Raw genomic sequence first — 16541 nt, 5'->3', positions numbered from 1 at the left:
TCCCACTGATTCAGATAGGTTTTAATTAACCAGTAGTTCTGTAACTTTAGTGGGTAAATGCACGGTAAAAATCACCCCTTTTTCATCGGCATTATTATCAGCTTTCACATTTCCGCCGTGATACCACACAATTAAACGAACCATGTATAAACCCAATCCTAAGTGGGGTTCTTTTTTATGCCCATGATTACGTAAGGAAACCATGGATTCAAAGATACGTTCTTGCATGTCGGTAGGAAGGGGAATGCCTTGATTTGTAACGCGCAGGCGTGCCATACCCCGTTCTTGCTGTAGTTCAATACGTATGGGGGCATCAGGTTCAGAAAAATCTACGGCGTTTGAAACTAGTTTATCGAGCATTTGTGCAATTAAATCAGGCGCGCCATCAATAAAAATTGGTAAGTTAGTTAGTTCTGCCCAAAAACGTTGTTGTGGATAGGCTAGGCGATAACCTGAGATACAGCTATTCACTAATTCGCTTAAGTCAAAAATTTCTCTGTCAACATTTTGTAAGGCTTGTTCTAAACGGGTCGCTTCACTAAGGCGTGTGATAAGCGTGCTAAGTCTGTCTATGCCTTGTTTTGCGCGTTCAATGTAAATGGAGGCTTCTGCGTCTAAGACTTCTTGTTCTAAATTTTCTAATGAGGAGCGAACTACTGCAATTGGTGTACGGAGTTCGTGGGATAAACGGCTGGACATGCCTTCTAAGTAGGTGTTGTATTGTTGGAGTTTTTCTAAAATGGCAGAGAAACTACGGGATAAATCGCCAATTTCATCTTTTGCAGTTGAGCCGATTTTAGTGGTGGTAACACGCCCATTATTGTCTATTGCAGCTTCTGCTTGGTTGCGTAAACGGCGGAGACGGAAGGATAAACGGGTGGCGAAAAACACGAGAAGTAGGGAAACAAAGAAGAACATTAATAAGGTTTTGGTGAATAAATTGGCAATGGCTTGGCGTTGTAATGTTTGAATTCGGTTGCTGGTTTCTTCAACCACCACTACACCCGCAACTTGTTTATTAACCCAAATAGGATGTGCAAAGGAAACAATCACGACTTGTTCGTCTTTTGTACCGCGCCAGCGTTTTTCGGGTTCGCCCTGTAGGGCTTTATTAACTTCCATCCCTTCTTCAATGCGTTCTGGGTCACCATGTGCATCGTTAAATTCTTCTAAATTAGGGGGTAATAACAGGCTGAAAAAAGCATTTAGGGGATTTTCTCCCAGTTCGCGTTGTAAATCGCCCCGTTTTGCAAGAACGCGCCGTTGTTGGTCCAGTACCCACACGCGCCGTCCTGCGGTTTCTCCTAATGCGGTCAGAATGTTTTCTGCTTCGGGTTCATAGACAAAAATGCTTTTGTTTTCATCTTGGTTACGAATGGCTGATGTGCCAATAAGGCTACGTAATGTCCGCTCTTCAGTGTCATCTACATCGGCAACAGCAAAACCCATGCGGTCGCTACCAATAATTTGTAAGGGAATACGGACTTCAACAACATAGCCTTTTTTGGTAATAGACCAGTGGGCTTGAATGCGGGAGTCTGTATCGGGTATGTAGTAGGTGTTGCGACTGGAGATTTTATAGCCTGTTACCCAGCCTTCATTCGTTGGCGGAATGAGGTGACGATATAAACGCCCGTCGGGTTCTTGAAGAATAATTTCAATGTGGTCACCTTGTTCTACGTTTAGACCACTGGAGGGACGATAGATAACTTTATCATCTTGTACAATGAATAAGGCAAAAAGATGGGTTTTGCTTTTACTCATGACAAATTGAAAACGGGAGGAGTTTGGGGTATAAGTGCCATTGTTATATAGTAAATGTTCCTCCCCATAATCTTTAACATTATCAATAATATCTCGCCAGTCTTCAATATTACCATCAAGTTGTATAGCGTTACGAAGTGGGTAGTCGGGTAGTTTGGTAAAAGGGTCTGCTTGAACGGTATCGAGTAGGCTACGGTTGAAGAGGTCGGATTTATTATTGAGTATGCTGGCAATGGCTTTCGCGCTGTCTTTTAGGGATGTTTCTAAGTTTTCGCGTAGATAAATTTCCATTTCACGGACATATTCGTAGCCAACATAGGGAACAGATAAAAGGGTGAGCGAGAGGAGTAAGACTTTACTACGGATGCTTAATATCATTATTCATACTCACGCTTAACGGTGTGTCCTTGTTGTGCGTGTTAAACACCATTGTCATTATTTAAACATTACGGATATTAAGTGCGATTATCTGTATTTTGTGGTGTGTAACACAGGGTCTAAACCTCTTTAGAAAGAGATGTGGTTGCGTTAAATTAATCAGTTTTGTTGGCGTTCTGCGGTCAGTTCTTTGTCAATATTCCAACGGTAGCCCATGCCATAAACTGTTTCTATCGCAACGAATTTGACATCAACGGCGGAAAATTTTTTGCGAATCCGTTTGATGTGTGAAGTAATGGTGCTGTCATCCACATTTACATTGGCTTCTTGCATGAGTTGTTCACGTTGGCGAACATAGCCAGGAAAACGGGCTAAAGCATGAACAATCCAGAATTCTGTTAGTGTTAAATCTACAGGTACATTGCGCCACATCACGGTTAAACGGTGCGGGTCTATGCGTAGTGAACCCCGTTCGATAACATTTTCTGAGGAGGGCGGGGTTGCTAAGGCTTCAACACGCCGAAACAGTGCCGCAATCCGTGCGAGTAGGTGTGGCATACTAATATCTTTGGTTAAATAATCATCAGCCCCTAATCGTAGTCCAGACACCATGTCGAATTCACTGTCTCGAGCAGTTAAAAAAATGATGGGTAAATAATGGGATAACGCACGGAGTTCTCGACATAAATCAAATCCCCCTTCTACCTCATCTTCTAACATAATATCTAACAAAACTAATTCTGGCAGACGCATCCGAAAGGCTTGCAGGGCTTCTCGTCGTGTGCAGTAAGTATTTACTTCATAACCTTGTCGCCGTAAAACCGCCGCATAATTCTCGCGAATTGCGGGTTCATCTTCGACAATAGAAATACGCCGACCCATTAGAAACCTCATGTATTGATAAAACAGCCAAGTTTATTACGTAAACAAACAATTTAACTGGATTGTGGTTTAACTTATCATAATAACAAGTTGTGTTAAACAGTTGGCTGGCAAGTCGTGAATTCCATTTTTTCGCCACATTTTGCCCGTATTTTGTCATAAGCTATCCTTAGCTTTGCCGTATTGATAGGGTTTAATACCTATGCGGTGTGAGATAAAAACTGACAGAAAAGGAATGCACCGTAGATGTTAATGTACAAGTATGACTGGCAGGACTGTTGCTTAATGATTATTGGACAATTTTTTATTATTACTACGTATTTCTCTTTAACTTAGGTCTTGGAGTGTTTCATGGAAAGTATCAAAGCACAAAATACACAAACGGCAGGATTGACCGATTTATTAAACTTTTTTGCAACCAGTTTATTGGCTGGTTTTGCATCTGCCATCGTGTTAGCAGGGATTGTCTTATTGATTTCATCAGCAGGTTAATCATACTGAAAATTAATACATAAGGTTTACAGAATTAAGGTATTTTAAATAAACAGCTTTTTTGTAAAAAACTAATGGTGCTATGAAAATCTATTTAGGGTGGGGCAGTACGCTCATGGGGTTGTTGATAGGATTTAGTGTATGGCAGGTAAGCCAGCAATACATTACTTATCCACAAGCATGGCTGACTCAAGGACTAATGCAAACAGCGTGGGCGCGTACCCAAGCTAGCGGACGTTATGTCAAGCCTTGGCCTTGGGCTGAAACATGGCCACTTGCACGGTTGTCCATTCCACATTTAAATTTTGAACAAATCGTTCTTGCTAAGGCTTCGGATGACACTTTAGCATTAGGACATTTGAGTAGCACAGTGTTGCCGGGTGAAGCAGGAAACAGTGTTATTAGTGTTTATCACCGTAATTATGCGCGTTATATGCAAGCATTAAAAAACAGTGATGAATTAATATTAGAAGCCCCACAAAATGGGCAATGGCGTTATCGGGTTTCTGCGATTTATGTGGTGGATAAAACAGATACCCGTTTTCTTGCACCGAGTATGCATCGCCGTTTAACCATTATCAGTTGTTATGCCTGTGGTAATGGACAAGATAATTTACGTCACGTCATTGTTGCTGACGAAATTGAAAAACGCATGACAGCCAGTGCATTTTAAACGACATTCCTTATCCTTCTAGGTTTTCAATAACCTAGAAGGTTTACGTGCTAAACTCCCCGCTTACATATTTGGATAATTAGGTCCACCGCCACCTTCTGGCACTGTCCAATTAATATTTTGACTAGGGTCTTTAATATCACAGGTTTTACAGTGTACGCAGTTTTGCGCATTGATTTGCAGGCGTGGAGAACTCTCATTTTCCTGCACAATTTCATAAACCCCCGCAGGACAATAGCGTTGCTCAGGCGCATCATACAAGGCTAAATTCGTTTCTATAGGAATACGCGGGTCTTTTAACTGTAAATGACAGGGCTGATTTTCTTCATGATTAGTATTAGAAATAAAGACGGATGACAGACGGTCAAAACTGATTTTACCATCAGGCTTAGGATAAATAATTTTTCGGCATTCACTGGCTTTACGTAGTGCAGCATAATCTTCATGGTGATGAAATGTCCACGGTGCGCGCCCACGTAATAAATAGGTGTCAACGGCTGAATAGCATAATCCACTCCATAAACCCCATTGGAACGAAGGACGAATATTTCGCACAGAATGCAACTCTTCCCACAACCAACTTTGTTCTAAACGGTTACGATAATCACTCGCTTCTTTGCCCGCTTTCGCTTGATGTAAATGCGCAAAGACTGCCTCGGCAGCAATCATGCCCGATTTCATCGCAGTATGTGTGCCTTTCACTTTTGGTACGTTTAAAAAGCCTGCTGTATCACCGATTAACAATCCTCCTTGAAAGGTTAATTTCGGAATCGATTGCAACCCACCCTCACTTAATGCCCGCGCACCATAAGCCAAACGTCTGCCCCCTTCAAATAACGGACGAATAGCAGGATGTGTTTTATACCGTTGAAATTCTTCATAAGGACTTAAATACGGGTTTTGATAATCCAAACCGACCACAAAACCAATCGCAACCTGATTATTCTCTAAATGATATAAAAAAGAACCGCCATAAGTCTGTGTATCTAAAGGCCAGCCGATGGTATGCATGATAGTGCCTGCTTTATGTTTCGCAGGTTCAACTTCCCATAACTCTTTAATCCCAATACCATAAGTTTGTGGGTCAACCCCTTGACGTAAATTAAATCGTTCAAATAAGGTTTTGGTTAAAGACCCACGACAGCCTTCGGCAAAAATGGTTTGTTGGGCGTGAATTTCTGTTCCTGCGGTAAAGTGGCTGGTTGGTTCACCCTCTTTATTTACCCCCATATCCCCTGTTACAACCCCTTTCACACTTCCATCATCATGGTATAAAACCTGTGCTGCCGCAAAACCGGGAATAATATCCACGCCTAAACTTTCCGCTTCCTGCGCTAACCAACGGCATAAATTCCCCAAACTAATAATATAATTACCTTTATTGTGCATTTGTGGCGGGGTAATAGGGAATTTAAAAGACTTATTTTCGGTTAAAAATAAAAAACTATCCTCTGTTGCAGGCGTATTTAAAGGGGCATTTTTTTCTCGCCAATCGGGGATTAACTCATTCAAACTACGTGGTTCTAACACTGCGCCAGACAAAATATGCGCGCCCACTTCAGACCCTTTTTCAATCACACACACACTTAAAGAACTATTATTCTCTTTATTCAATTGCATCAAACGAATAGCAGCAGACAAACCAGATGCACCAGCACCGACGATAACGACATCGTACTCCATCACATCGCGTTCCATCAGGGGGTCTCCTTTCATCGATTAAAATAATGGGATTAAATTTAAAGGCAGTGATAAAAAAATACAGGATAAAGAAGATTCCTTCTTTTCCAACAGGGGGACGGTATTCTTTTTATCCTCACTTACCACGCCCCATTTAAAATCTATCATGACGAATTTATCTAAATGATAAACATGCTAAATTACACTAATAAAACATTATAAAAATATAACTTGTGTCTTCACTTGTTCCCCATCCCATTCAATTTCTCGCCAACCTGCACGAGTATGGGCAATTTGAAAATCAGGATTATCACGGTCAATTTGCAACATTGCTGAAGGGGTTAAATAAATCTGTTTTCCTTCATAACTGAGCGTTTTATCTGTGTGGTAATGTCCACAAAAGATATGCTGAATCTGCGCTTGTTGCCGTAATATGTGCCATGTTTCGGGGATATTTTTGAGTGAGTAGCGATTGTCCATAAAAGAACAGCCACACAATACAGGCGGATGGTGCATAAATAACAAAGCTTGCTGCGATTTATCCATACGAGCCAATGTTGCGGCTAACCATGCCTGCTGTTGTTGTGGCAAGTGATACGAAGACGTATCCAAGAAAAACAAAGAATGTCCGTTAACAACACGCGAAAAATATAACTGCTGGTCATGAATATCTGCTTGAATTGCAAAATAATCATTCATTGTTGTTACAACATCATGATTACCCGCCATCACCACATAAGGAATCGGGAAATTGGCTAATGTATCCGCTAGCCATTGATAAGCCTCTGGTTCACCATGACTTAACGCTAAATCACCAGAAAGCACCAATAAATCCAACGGCTTTTTTTCTAAAACAGCCAAAACACTTAACACCTGTTGATACACATCCACCCCTTGTAACAGAGATTTATCTGTACCAATATGTAAATCAGTCAGTTGTGCAATACGCAATACAGAACGAGCGGTGGATATAGTCATGGAAAAACCATTTTTACAAGGCTAATGCCTGCAAATAGAGTGTTGCTAATGCTAAATCTTGCGGACGGGTAATTTTAATATTATCGGCATGACCTTCAATAAAAACAGGGGTATAACCCAATTTTTCCATCGCTTGAGCATCATCTGTAATCATCTCATGGGTTGCAATAATCACTGATAATGCCTTATATAATAAGTCATAACGAAACATTTGTGGTGTAAGCGCGTGCCATAACCCTTCACGATTGACCGTTTCCGTTACATGATTGTGCGCGTTGGTGCGTTTTAAGGTGTCACGCACAGGAATGCCCAACAGCCCCCCAACAGGATGAATAGATAATTGTTGCATTAAATTTTGCACATCACTTTGACGCACGCACGGACGCGCCGCATCATGCACCAAAACCCAATCATCAGGACGCGCCCGATTTTTTAATGCTAACAAACTATTAAAAACCGAGTGGTAGCGTTCTTTTCCCCCTTCGGCGATGAACAAAGGCACATTGATATTTAACGTCAATTTTTCCCAGTAAGTATCTTGTTTTGCCAATGAAACAACAATGCCTGCAATCATTGGAAAATCAAAGCGTTCTATCGTATGTTGTAAAATCGGTTTTGCGTGAATGGTTAGATACTGTTTAGGGCAATCCGCTTCCATTCGCGTACCAATACCCGCAGCCGGTATCACAACCCAATATTGATTATTTAACAATTTGAAAAAAAACCTCACCCGATTTAATCATACCTAATTCGGCTCGCGCCCGTTCTTCAATGGCTTCTGAACCATTTTTTAAATCTTCCACCTCAGCAGCCAAACTTTCATTACGGCTTTTTAGCTGAATATTTTCTTGTTTTTGTGCCGTAATTTTCTCTTGCAACTGCGCATATTCTCGATAACTGCCTTTACCAAACCACAAGTGAATTTGTATCCAACTCAATAACACCACCACAATAGCCAGTGCAATCATTAAACCATGTGTTTGTAATGCTTTAACTTGTTCTGTAAACATGATAACTTTATGATTAATCAGCGGTAATATGTGGATTATTGGCTAGTGCGGTTAAGCATTGCTTTTCAACTTTATCCAATTCGGATAATAAAATTTCAATATCATGGCGTTGTTGCTCTAAAATCGCCCGCCGATTACGGATTTTATCAACAAAAGCATGTAATTGCTTAACCTCATCTTTTTCTAAATCATAAATCTGTAACACTTCACGAATCTCACGCAAACTCAAGCCTAAGCGTTTGCCACGTAAGATTAATTTTAGTCGTACCCGTTCCCGCGTGGAATAAACCCGTGTTTGTCCCTGACGACGGGGTGCTAATAAGCCTTCTGCTTCATAAAAACGAATGGTGCGTGTTGTCACGTTAAATTCATTAGCAAGTTGGCTAATAGAAAAATGTTGTGTACTCATGAATGTGGGTATCTTAAAAAATAAGAAAGGTTGCCTTTACGTAAAGGTAATTTAAAAGTCAGTGACTCGCAAGCGAAAATAGTTTTATATAAATATATTGTATTTAATACAATATATTACATTTTTTCCTCGTTCCCACGCTCTAGCGTGGGAATGCCTACCGCGTCGCTCCAGCGGCGTGGATTGTTGAACTAGTCGATACAAATCGATTACTGACACAAATTATTGCTTTTCATGATTTATCACAACGCGCTGAGGAATAAAATTCATTTGAGAATTCTTTTGCTTGGTAACGAGCAAAACTCAGGTTATAGTACTGTTGCTATAGTTTGATATAAATATATTGTATTTAATACAATATATTACATTTTTTATTCTATAGCTAACGCACTTTAAAATGATTATTGTAGGGTGGAATAGGCGCAAGCCGTATTCCACAACAGTGCAAGCTTTCTGCATAAACTCAGCTATTTTTGGCGTTTTATGGTGGAATACGCTACGCTATTCCACCCTACATTAAGCTGCTTTTTAAGTTGCGTTAGTTTTATGGTGGAATACGCTACGCTATTCCACCCTACATTAAGCTGCTTTTTAAGTTGCGTTAGCTATACTATTTTCATAGATGATTAAATAACATTTTTCCCAAAATGTCCTCTATTGCATCAGACAATTAGTATTTTATTAGGAAAAGTGTTCTTTCGGAGATTAAAACGAGCCTGCGTTTTTCTATTGATGGTGGTCTTCTGCTATATTAAAGACCCACTATATTCAGAAAATCTGTAAGAGTAAATTACTTTTAAAACATAATAATAAGCAATTTTCTTCTATGTTGTAGAATCCCTACCTTCACGCGCATAAAAACTGACTAAATGGGCTAATTTTTCTATAATATCAGGGCTTAACCATTGCCATTCAAATCGCCATCGCCAATTTCCTTGTGTCACACTAGGCGTATTCATGCGGTGTTCTGTGTCTAAACTCAACATATCTTGTAGTGGAATAATCGCTGTTTTTGCCACAGAGGCAAAGGCAATAGTGATTAAATCCCATGGCATATCAGGCTGTTTATGCAGATAACGACTGAGAAAATCCCGTTGTGCGGGTAATAGTTTATTAAACCAGCCTAACGTTGTGTCGTTGTCGTGTGTACCTGTGTAAACAACGCTATTTACTTCATAGTTATGTGGTAAATAGGGATTATATGCGTCACTGTCAAATGCGAATTGTAGAATCTTCATTCCCGGAAACTGATATGTTTCTCGTAATGCAATAACATCTTCAGTAATAACGCCTAAATCTTCAGCAATGAGTGGTAATGAACAGGTTGGTAAAATAGTTCGAAAAAAGGTATCCCCCGGTACGGTGAGCCATTCACCATTAACCGCCGTTGTTTCGGTCGCAGGGATTGCCCAACACGCGGCAAATCCCCGAAAGTGGTCGATGCGGGCAACATCAAATAAGTCATGCAGGGTTTTTAAACGTGCTGACCACCAGCGAAAACCATCTTGTTGCATAAAATCCCAGTCGTACAAGGGATTTCCCCAGCGTTGCCCTGTTGCAGAAAAATAATCAGGTGGCACACCCGCGACAAGATGGGGTCTTCCTGTTTCGTCTAATAAAAAATTTTGGCGTTGCGCCCAAACGTCTGCACTGTCTTCAGCAACAAAAATCGGAATGTCGCCCAGTAAATACACGCCTTTGTGGTTAGCATAGTTTTTTAAACGATGCCATTGTTGGAAAAAAATAAATTGTTCAAAACAACAGCGTTTAATTGCTATTGCATGTTGTTGACGGGCGAGGGCTAGGGCTTGTGGGTCTCTGTCGCGGAGGGCGGGCGACCAATCCCACCACGCATGATTTTGATGAGCAAGCCGTAGCGCGCGAAAGAGGGCGAAATCGGCCAGCCATTCGTAGTGCATTGCGCAAAATTCGCTAAATGCGTTCTGCTCGAGAGGTGTCGCTTGTTGTTTAAATCCTTCATAAGCTAAGGCTAAACAGTGTTCACGATAAGCACGCGCGTGGGGGAAGTCCTCAACAGGGGGTAAAGTTGTTAACCAGCCTTGCTCTTGTAAATCTTGTAAATTAATTAGTAAATGATTTCCCGCATGAACAGATTGGCATTGATAAGGTGATAAATCATCATGTGTTATGCCTATGGGTAGCATCTGCCATAAGGTGATATGACAGTCGGCTAAAAAGTCAATAAAACGATACGCATCTGCACCAATATCTCCATTGCCAACCCCTGTTGGTAAGGCGGTGGGGTGTAACAAAACGCCTGCTCGCCGTTGGGTTAAAGGGGATATTTTCATTATGTATTTTCCTGTGCAGGGCGCATAGTGCCTCCCATTGCGGGGTCTCCTGTTCCTGTACTGAAAGCGTGTTGTAAATAACTGGGGGGCGTTATCCCTAAATAAACATATAAATTAGAGAGATGTGTTCTATAAAGCTGGTCAAAATCGCGTACAGCTTCGCTGGGGTTGTAATCGCCAAACCACCAAAACCAATCGGAACCTTCACAAATAGCCAGTTGTTTTTCAGCCAATGCCCGTTGTGTAAACGGTATTTGGTTAATTCGTTGGTCAAAAGCCATTTTTGCCTCGCCTAACATATCCCATGCGCGGTTTTTATCTTTATCGCCAATCCATGTAGAAAATGTGCCGTAAACCCAACTACCTGCAACAAGATGCGGTAACGCGACAGCTTTATCCATGAGACAGGTATTAAACGTGGTTAGGTTTAAACGGGGATGTTTTGCAAGTTCCCGATATAACGCTGACAAGAAATGATAGCCATTTTCTGGGTAATATTCCCATGCGTTTTCCCCATCTAAAATAATTGAGACAGTACGCGCTTCAGGCTGTGTATTAGCAATATTTTCCAATTGGTGGATTAAATGCGCAACAGCATCATCACTGTGCCAATTAGAAAATTGAAATCCAATTAAATCTGAAAGTTGGTCATCACGGAAAAAACATTGGGTTTGGCTATTAGGGAGTTGATAAGAACGATACATTGTTTGTTGCACCATTTCAGCCTGTCGTAGGCTATTATGCAAAACGACCCCACCGCTAGCAACCCATTGAATATTATGCTTTTCTAACATATATACCGTTTCATCACTAATGCCACCTTCAGCAACCCAACAACCCACTGGCAATGTTCCAAAATAATATTGTAAGGTTTTTAAACCCTCTTCAATATGCCAATGCGCACGCTTTGCGCCATCAGGATATTGTGAGAGTTGTGGTAATGCACTGTCGACAAGGGTTTCTCGCGCACTATTCAGGTCTAGCAAAAGGGGAATAATAGGGTGTGCATAAGGTGTAAACGATAATTCAATTTGTCCTTGCTCAGCTAACGCACGATAACGCGGAATAATACTGGCTAATAACTCCCCAATAATGGTTAATAAATCCCGACTATCTGCAACACTATAATTGCGTTCTTTTGCAATCAAGGCTTGAACAAGAGGATTTTGACGGCGTACCGTTTCCCCTAACCACGCAAGATGATACCAAATAATCAAATCTTGATAAAATTGTGCGTTTAGATAATCGACAGCAGGTGGATGCTCACGCACCCATTCAGCAATATCAACCAGTTGTTGATAAGGTGCAAACCGTTGAATTAAACGTTCCCGATTTGCACGCAAACACTGTTCAATAAGTTGCAATCGGGCTTCCGTATCTTTTGGCTGGATTTGACCAGCCAATGTTGCTAATAACGGGTCAATAAGCGGGGTATTTTCTTGTAAAAAAGCCTGTATTGTTTTTGCGTAGTCATCTAACTGCTCTAACAAAATAGGCGCGAAATTAATCACCGCTTTTGCGGCTGGATTTTCTTCTAAATGGGCGACCATATCCACATAATCTTTAATACCATGTAGATACGTCCAAGGGAGTTGATACGTTTGTTTTAACAAGTTGTAATAATACGGCTGATGCAAATGCCAACATAAAACAACATTGAGTGTCGGATGGGACATATTTACCCCTGTTTTTTGCCTATTGCGGGCGTTATTTGTGTCATATCAGCCAATACTTCAGCAACATGATAAGCCTTTACAGGCACATTTAGGCGACTTAACCGCCCCGCCATGTTTAACAAACAACCTAAATCACCCGCTAATAACGTTTGCGCGCCTGTGTTTTGAATATCAAGCACTTTATCCGATACCATGCGTGTAGAAATATCAGGATATTTAATGCAAAACGTTCCCCCAAAGCCGCAACAAACTTCGCAATCGGGCATTTCTAACAACTGTAAGCCGTTGACACTTTGCAGTAATTGACGTGGTTGTTGTTTTACATTCAGCTCGCGTAAACCCGAACAGGAATCATGATAAGTTACTGATTGTGCAAATTCTGCATGAACTGTCGTTAGTTTACACACATCGACTAAAAAGCTGATTAATTCGTGGCATTTAGCCGAAAATTGTCGGGCTTTTTCCTGCCAAACGGGGTCTGTTTGAAACAATTCGGTGTAATGGTGGCGTAACATGCCCGCACAAGAACCAGAAGGTGCAACAACATAATCGTAATCTTGAAAAGCCGTGATAACATTTTTTGCAATCGCTTCTGTATCGGCAACATCACCATTGTTGTACGCGGGTTGTCCGCAACAAGTTTGGGCAGTAGGGACATCAACGTGACAGCCTGCTTGGGTTAATAATTTTAGTGCGGCAAAACCAACAGAAGGACGGAACATGTCAACTAAACAGGTGACAAACAAGGCAACACGGGGAGAGTTTGTTGTATTCATGGTGGTGGATTCTTTAATTTATTATGAGAATTGGGTAATTTTTAAATGAAGAAATAACGGTTTTATGTTGACACAGAAAAATATCGTTTTCAAAAACCAATTTTACTGCTTTTGTTAATTCCGTTATGGGTAAAGTAATTTTAATTAATTTAATCTGTTACAGAGATTTATTTGTTAGTGGTTGGATTAAATTAAAGATGAAAAAGAATGATTAATTCACCATCAGCAAAATAGTTGGATGTATAGCCTTCTATAAGGGCTAAAATTTGTTTTTCATAGCTGGGTGGGAAATGTTTTTGCAAAGGGAATTATCATGCAATAACGTTGGATGAGCCATGCTAATTTGGAAAAAAGAAGGCAAGAAGATTTTTCAAGTCGTTATATCCTTTCTTTATACGTTAAGATAGCACATAACCACTTGAAAAATTCTGTTTATATTTGTTTTTGCAGAACATCTGCGGTTTCATTTAAATTCATGGGTTCAACGGGTAAGCCCATTTGCGCCCATGTGACAATGCCACCTTTTAAATTAAAAACACGCTGATAACCTTTCTGCATCATAAACATGCAGGCTTGCCATGAGCGATTACCCGTCCGACAATAAAAAACAACATCTTCATCTTGTGGAACATCATTTACACGTAAGGGTAAAACGGTTAGTGGCATTGGTTCTGCTTTATTAATAGCCGCTTGCATCATTTCTTGTGGTGTACGCACATCAATCAAACGCGGCGGGTTATCTGAGGCTAACCAGTCGGATAATTCACGAGAATCAATTTCTTTTACTAGCATATTGGTCAGTATTTCCTTGTTATCGTCCTACAACATCATTTAAAAAATTACAGAGAAAACGCAGTTGTCGTTTGTGCTTTCTGTAATACCCATTGAGAAATCACAATTTTTACAGTGAATTGATTATTGGTTAAGGTCATTTTACTGGGTAGTGTAACGCCTTCAAATACTTCATACCGTTCATATCGAATTGTCCAATCGGTTTGACGCAATTGATATAAACGACCGGCTTCATCTAGTTCATATTCATTGGCTACCAGTGCGGTGCTGGGTAAACCACGAATCCAATCATGCAAACTGGTGACGGGAATTGGTAAATGGGTAACTTCTTCCATCAATTCATCAGGGTTTTGGGCAGTATAGGTTTCATTTTCTGCCGTTCTTAAGGTAACTTGTTGCGCATCACCTTGTAATAACAGCGCACCTTGTCCTGTTGGCGTGTTGAAACGTAATTGATACTCCGCTTTGTTTTGATGCCAGTAGGTGTTAGCTGTCCAGTTATCATTGTCGGTTTGAATCGCAATACGCCCTGTAATCCGCCAGCTATTGATGGGGGTAAGCGTTGCTTGGTGTGTTTGCCATAAAGCCAACTGTGTTGCATTTGGCGGTTTTAGTGAGGGAGCAGCACAGTTTGCTAATAGGCTAAGACTCAGCAAAATAAATAGGTAACGAAATTGAATCATGGTAGGAAGCGTTTAATAACATCTTTGAGTAATTTGTCATCAGGAAACGTTTTAGTTGCCTGTTCCCAAACAATTTTCGCACCTTCTTTGTCACCGCTAACCCATAGAACTTCACCAAGATGAGCAGCAATTTCAGGGTCGTCTTTTGTTTGTTTGGCTTTGCGTAGCACAGTAATGGCTTCTTCATAGCGTCCTAAACGGTATAAAACCCAACCTTGACTGTCTAAAATGTAGTGGCTATCGGGGGATAGGCTTAAGGCTTTATTGACCAGTTCATAAGCCTCTGCATAGCGGGTTGTATGGTCGGCAAGTGTGTAGCCTAACGAGTTGTAAGCATGGGCATTATTAGGGTCAAGCTCGATAACACGGCGGAAATCCTTTTCCATTTGAACTAAATCATTCATTTTAATAGCGAGCATCCCGCGCATATAAAGGGTTTCGGTATTATTGGGTGCTAAGGTAACAGCTTGATTATAGACGGTCATTGCTTCTTTGTAGCGTTCTTTTTCAGCATATAGTTCAGCTTCAAAGCGCAATAATTGGAGTGAATCCTCTTCATGGTCTGTCGGGACGTTATGCAAGTGGGCAATGGCTGCATCAAAATTGCCTTGGTCGGCTAATATCAGGGCAATATGTGCTTGCGCGCTGAGAAAATTATCTTCTTTCTCAACCTTTTTATACCATTGCAAGGCAGCATCAAGATTTTTCGCTTTTTCTTCTAGTTGTCCTAAATAAAAGCGTGCAACATCTGCTTGTTCTTCACTTTTCAACAGGTCTGTAAAATATTGGCGAGCTTCATCGATTTTGTTCAGTTGTAACGCTAACACGCCAAGTGGAAACAGAATATCTTCTGAACGTGGGAATGTTGTTTGAATACGTTTAAATGCGTCGAACGCCTTTTCATATTGTTCTGCACTGGCTAACATGCGTGCGTAAACATAGCCAAAATCTGTTCGGTCAGGATAGGTAGTAACCGCTTTTTCCATCCAATCTAGTGCTTCTTTTTGGCGATTTTGTCGTTGTAATATATGCGCATAGAGAGGGATTGCTTGCTCATTGGTCGGGTCGGTTTGTAAGATTTGATTAAGCACTTGTAAGGCTTTATCAAATTTATCCCCTGTCATTAACAAGTTAGCATAACTTAGCAATATTTGGGTATTCGTAGGACGACGTTCAACCAGTTTTTCAATCAGTGCTAACGCACTTTCTCGCCCTTTGCGTTGCTCCACCATTGCTAAAATCATTTCTAAACGGTGTTGTTGATTGCCTTGCGCATTATCAAACATCGCTTCCAGATAACCTAAGGCTTCATCTGTCCGCTCTTGCTGTAATAAAATTGTGCCTAACGCTTGATAAGCATCAGGATTATTTGGCGAGAGTTTTAGCCATACGTTAGCCGCTTGCACAGCCATTTCATATTCGCGTGCGAGTAAGGCAATTTGGGTTGCACGGGCGGCATAGTCGGGGTCTTTATTTTTTTCTGCTACATCTAAATAGCTTTGTGCCGATAAGTTGTATTCTCCCCGCTGACGTGCTACTTCACCCACTAGAATGTCATACATTGTTTCTTCTTGTGTGGATGAAAAATTAGGCATAGGAGGAAGCACTAATGCCGTTGTTTCTGGCGCATCATTTTGTCGTGCAGCAACCCCTTGTAATGTTAGCTGGTTTGCACAGCCAACCATTAAAAACGCGAGTCCTAGCACTTTTACATTTTTATACATTTTCATCACAACCAATACTCCAAAACAGTAATCAATGCTGTTTAATTTGCGGATGCTTAATAGATTAATACTTTGTTTAATAAGCATAAAACAGAGGTGTAACCTGATTTAGCGCGCACTTTCACTTATCAGCAATATTACACAAGACCTCGCTAATATGCGATAAATAAACACTTCTATAAAAAAGCGTCGTATAGACAATATATTACTATTATCAGCTAGCTAATACTAAAAATCCAAGCATAGGTAAAGACTGAAACGATTCTTGCTTTTCATACGAGCATCAGGCATAACCATAATGCGTTATATATA

General features: G+C 40.7%; 15 protein-coding genes. 2 read left to right on the top strand and 13 right to left on the bottom strand.

Features of this window, described 5'->3' with window-relative positions; all coding sequences use genetic code 11:
• Positions 1-21: 21 nt before the first annotated feature.
• Positions 22-2142: a proteobacterial dedicated sortase system histidine kinase gene (gene pdsS / locus AL038_RS07180; RefSeq protein ID WP_062151043.1), complete on the bottom strand. Its 2121-nt coding sequence runs from the start codon at positions 2140-2142 to the stop codon at positions 22-24.
• A 159-nt stretch (positions 2143-2301) separates the two neighbouring features.
• A complete protein-coding gene (pdsR, locus tag AL038_RS07175) occupies positions 2302-3024 on the bottom strand; it encodes a proteobacterial dedicated sortase system response regulator (protein WP_062151040.1) in 723 nt (240 codons plus the stop codon).
• A 351-nt stretch (positions 3025-3375) separates the two neighbouring features.
• Between pdsR and AL038_RS07170 the strand changes: the two genes are divergently transcribed.
• Together AL038_RS07170 and AL038_RS07165 are read left to right on the top strand one after the other, a co-directional pair.
• Positions 3376-3516 carry a hypothetical protein gene (locus AL038_RS07170; protein WP_161575446.1) on the top strand — a complete coding sequence of 47 codons (141 nt, stop codon included), beginning with the start codon at positions 3376-3378 and terminating at the stop codon, positions 3514-3516.
• Positions 3517-3598: 82 nt separating this feature from the next.
• Positions 3599-4189, top strand: a complete 591-nt coding sequence (locus AL038_RS07165; protein ID WP_062151036.1) for a sortase domain-containing protein — start codon at positions 3599-3601, stop codon at positions 4187-4189.
• 63 nt (positions 4190-4252) lie between these two features.
• On the opposite strand, the gene AL038_RS07160 is transcribed toward AL038_RS07165, so the two are convergent.
• From AL038_RS07160 to AL038_RS07110, 11 genes are all read right to left on the bottom strand, one after another.
• A complete protein-coding gene (locus tag AL038_RS07160) occupies positions 4253-5887 on the bottom strand; it encodes an electron transfer flavoprotein-ubiquinone oxidoreductase (RefSeq protein ID WP_062151032.1) in 1635 nt (544 codons plus the stop codon).
• A 198-nt stretch (positions 5888-6085) separates the two neighbouring features.
• Positions 6086-6847 carry a metallophosphoesterase gene (locus AL038_RS07155; protein ID WP_062151029.1) on the bottom strand — a complete coding sequence of 254 codons (762 nt, stop codon included), beginning with the start codon at positions 6845-6847 and terminating at the stop codon, positions 6086-6088.
• Positions 6848-6860: 13 nt separating this feature from the next.
• Positions 6861-7559: a 2-C-methyl-D-erythritol 4-phosphate cytidylyltransferase gene (gene ispD, locus AL038_RS07150; protein WP_062151027.1), complete on the bottom strand. Its 699-nt coding sequence runs from the start codon at positions 7557-7559 to the stop codon at positions 6861-6863.
• Positions 7549-7857, bottom strand: a complete 309-nt coding sequence (gene ftsB / locus AL038_RS07145; RefSeq protein WP_062151024.1) for a cell division protein FtsB — start codon at positions 7855-7857, stop codon at positions 7549-7551. The genes ispD and ftsB overlap by 11 nt, the downstream gene beginning before the upstream one ends.
• Positions 7858-7870: 13 nt before the next feature.
• Complete coding sequence (locus tag AL038_RS07140; RefSeq protein ID WP_062151021.1) at positions 7871-8266, bottom strand: MerR family transcriptional regulator; 396 nt, start codon at positions 8264-8266, stop codon at positions 7871-7873.
• Between the two features lie 824 nt (positions 8267-9090).
• Complete coding sequence (malQ, locus tag AL038_RS07135) at positions 9091-10578, bottom strand: 4-alpha-glucanotransferase (RefSeq protein ID WP_062151018.1); 1488 nt, start codon at positions 10576-10578, stop codon at positions 9091-9093.
• On the bottom strand, positions 10578-12254 hold the full coding sequence (locus tag AL038_RS07130) for a glycoside hydrolase family 57 protein (protein WP_062151015.1): 1677 nt from the start codon (positions 12252-12254) through the stop codon (positions 10578-10580). Before AL038_RS07130 ends, malQ begins: the two co-directional genes overlap by 1 nt.
• A 2-nt stretch (positions 12255-12256) precedes the next feature.
• Positions 12257-13030 (bottom strand): (Fe-S)-binding protein, encoded by a 774-nt coding sequence (locus AL038_RS07125; protein ID WP_062151012.1) that lies wholly within the window; start codon positions 13028-13030, stop codon positions 12257-12259.
• Between the two features lie 432 nt (positions 13031-13462).
• Positions 13463-13822 (bottom strand): rhodanese-like domain-containing protein, encoded by a 360-nt coding sequence (locus tag AL038_RS07120; protein ID WP_062151009.1) that lies wholly within the window; start codon positions 13820-13822, stop codon positions 13463-13465.
• 47 nt (positions 13823-13869) lie between these two features.
• Complete coding sequence (gene lolB / locus AL038_RS07115) at positions 13870-14505, bottom strand: lipoprotein insertase outer membrane protein LolB (protein WP_062151006.1); 636 nt, start codon at positions 14503-14505, stop codon at positions 13870-13872.
• Complete coding sequence (locus tag AL038_RS07110) at positions 14502-16316, bottom strand: tetratricopeptide repeat protein (protein WP_062151003.1); 1815 nt, start codon at positions 16314-16316, stop codon at positions 14502-14504. Before AL038_RS07110 ends, lolB begins: the two co-directional genes overlap by 4 nt.
• Positions 16317-16541 lie beyond the last annotated feature (225 nt).

The organism is Beggiatoa leptomitoformis (genome assembly GCF_001305575.3).
Classification (GTDB): domain Bacteria; phylum Pseudomonadota; class Gammaproteobacteria; order Beggiatoales; family Beggiatoaceae; genus Beggiatoa; species Beggiatoa leptomitoformis.
Note: the sequence above shows the minus strand (reverse complement) of the source record. Positions and strands in the feature narration are given on the sequence as shown.

Excerpts from the sequence above, each read along its gene's own strand:
- AL038_RS07170 (WP_161575446.1), top strand. The coding sequence starts at position 3,376 with ATGGAAAGTATCAAAGCACAAAATACACAAACGGCAGGATTGACCGAT.
- pdsR (WP_062151040.1), bottom strand. The coding sequence starts at position 3,024 with ATGGGTCGGCGTATTTCTATTGTCGAAGATGAACCCGCAATTCGCGAG.
- AL038_RS07130 (WP_062151015.1), bottom strand. The coding sequence starts at position 12,254 with ATGTCCCATCCGACACTCAATGTTGTTTTATGTTGGCATTTGCATCAG.
- pdsS (WP_062151043.1), bottom strand. The coding sequence starts at position 2,142 with ATGATATTAAGCATCCGTAGTAAAGTCTTACTCCTCTCGCTCACCCTT.
- AL038_RS07160 (WP_062151032.1), bottom strand. The coding sequence starts at position 5,887 with ATGGAACGCGATGTGATGGAGTACGATGTCGTTATCGTCGGTGCTGGT.
- AL038_RS07140 (WP_062151021.1), bottom strand. The coding sequence starts at position 8,266 with ATGAGTACACAACATTTTTCTATTAGCCAACTTGCTAATGAATTTAAC.
- malQ (WP_062151018.1), bottom strand. The coding sequence starts at position 10,578 with ATGAAAATATCCCCTTTAACCCAACGGCGAGCAGGCGTTTTGTTACAC.
- lolB (WP_062151006.1), bottom strand. The coding sequence starts at position 14,505 with ATGATTCAATTTCGTTACCTATTTATTTTGCTGAGTCTTAGCCTATTA.
- AL038_RS07120 (WP_062151009.1), bottom strand. The coding sequence starts at position 13,822 with ATGCTAGTAAAAGAAATTGATTCTCGTGAATTATCCGACTGGTTAGCC.
- AL038_RS07155 (WP_062151029.1), bottom strand. The coding sequence starts at position 6,847 with ATGACTATATCCACCGCTCGTTCTGTATTGCGTATTGCACAACTGACT.
- AL038_RS07125 (WP_062151012.1), bottom strand. The coding sequence starts at position 13,030 with ATGAATACAACAAACTCTCCCCGTGTTGCCTTGTTTGTCACCTGTTTA.
- AL038_RS07165 (WP_062151036.1), top strand. The coding sequence starts at position 3,599 with ATGAAAATCTATTTAGGGTGGGGCAGTACGCTCATGGGGTTGTTGATA.
- AL038_RS07110 (WP_062151003.1), bottom strand. The coding sequence starts at position 16,316 with ATGCTTATTAAACAAAGTATTAATCTATTAAGCATCCGCAAATTAAAC.
- ftsB (WP_062151024.1), bottom strand. The coding sequence starts at position 7,857 with ATGTTTACAGAACAAGTTAAAGCATTACAAACACATGGTTTAATGATT.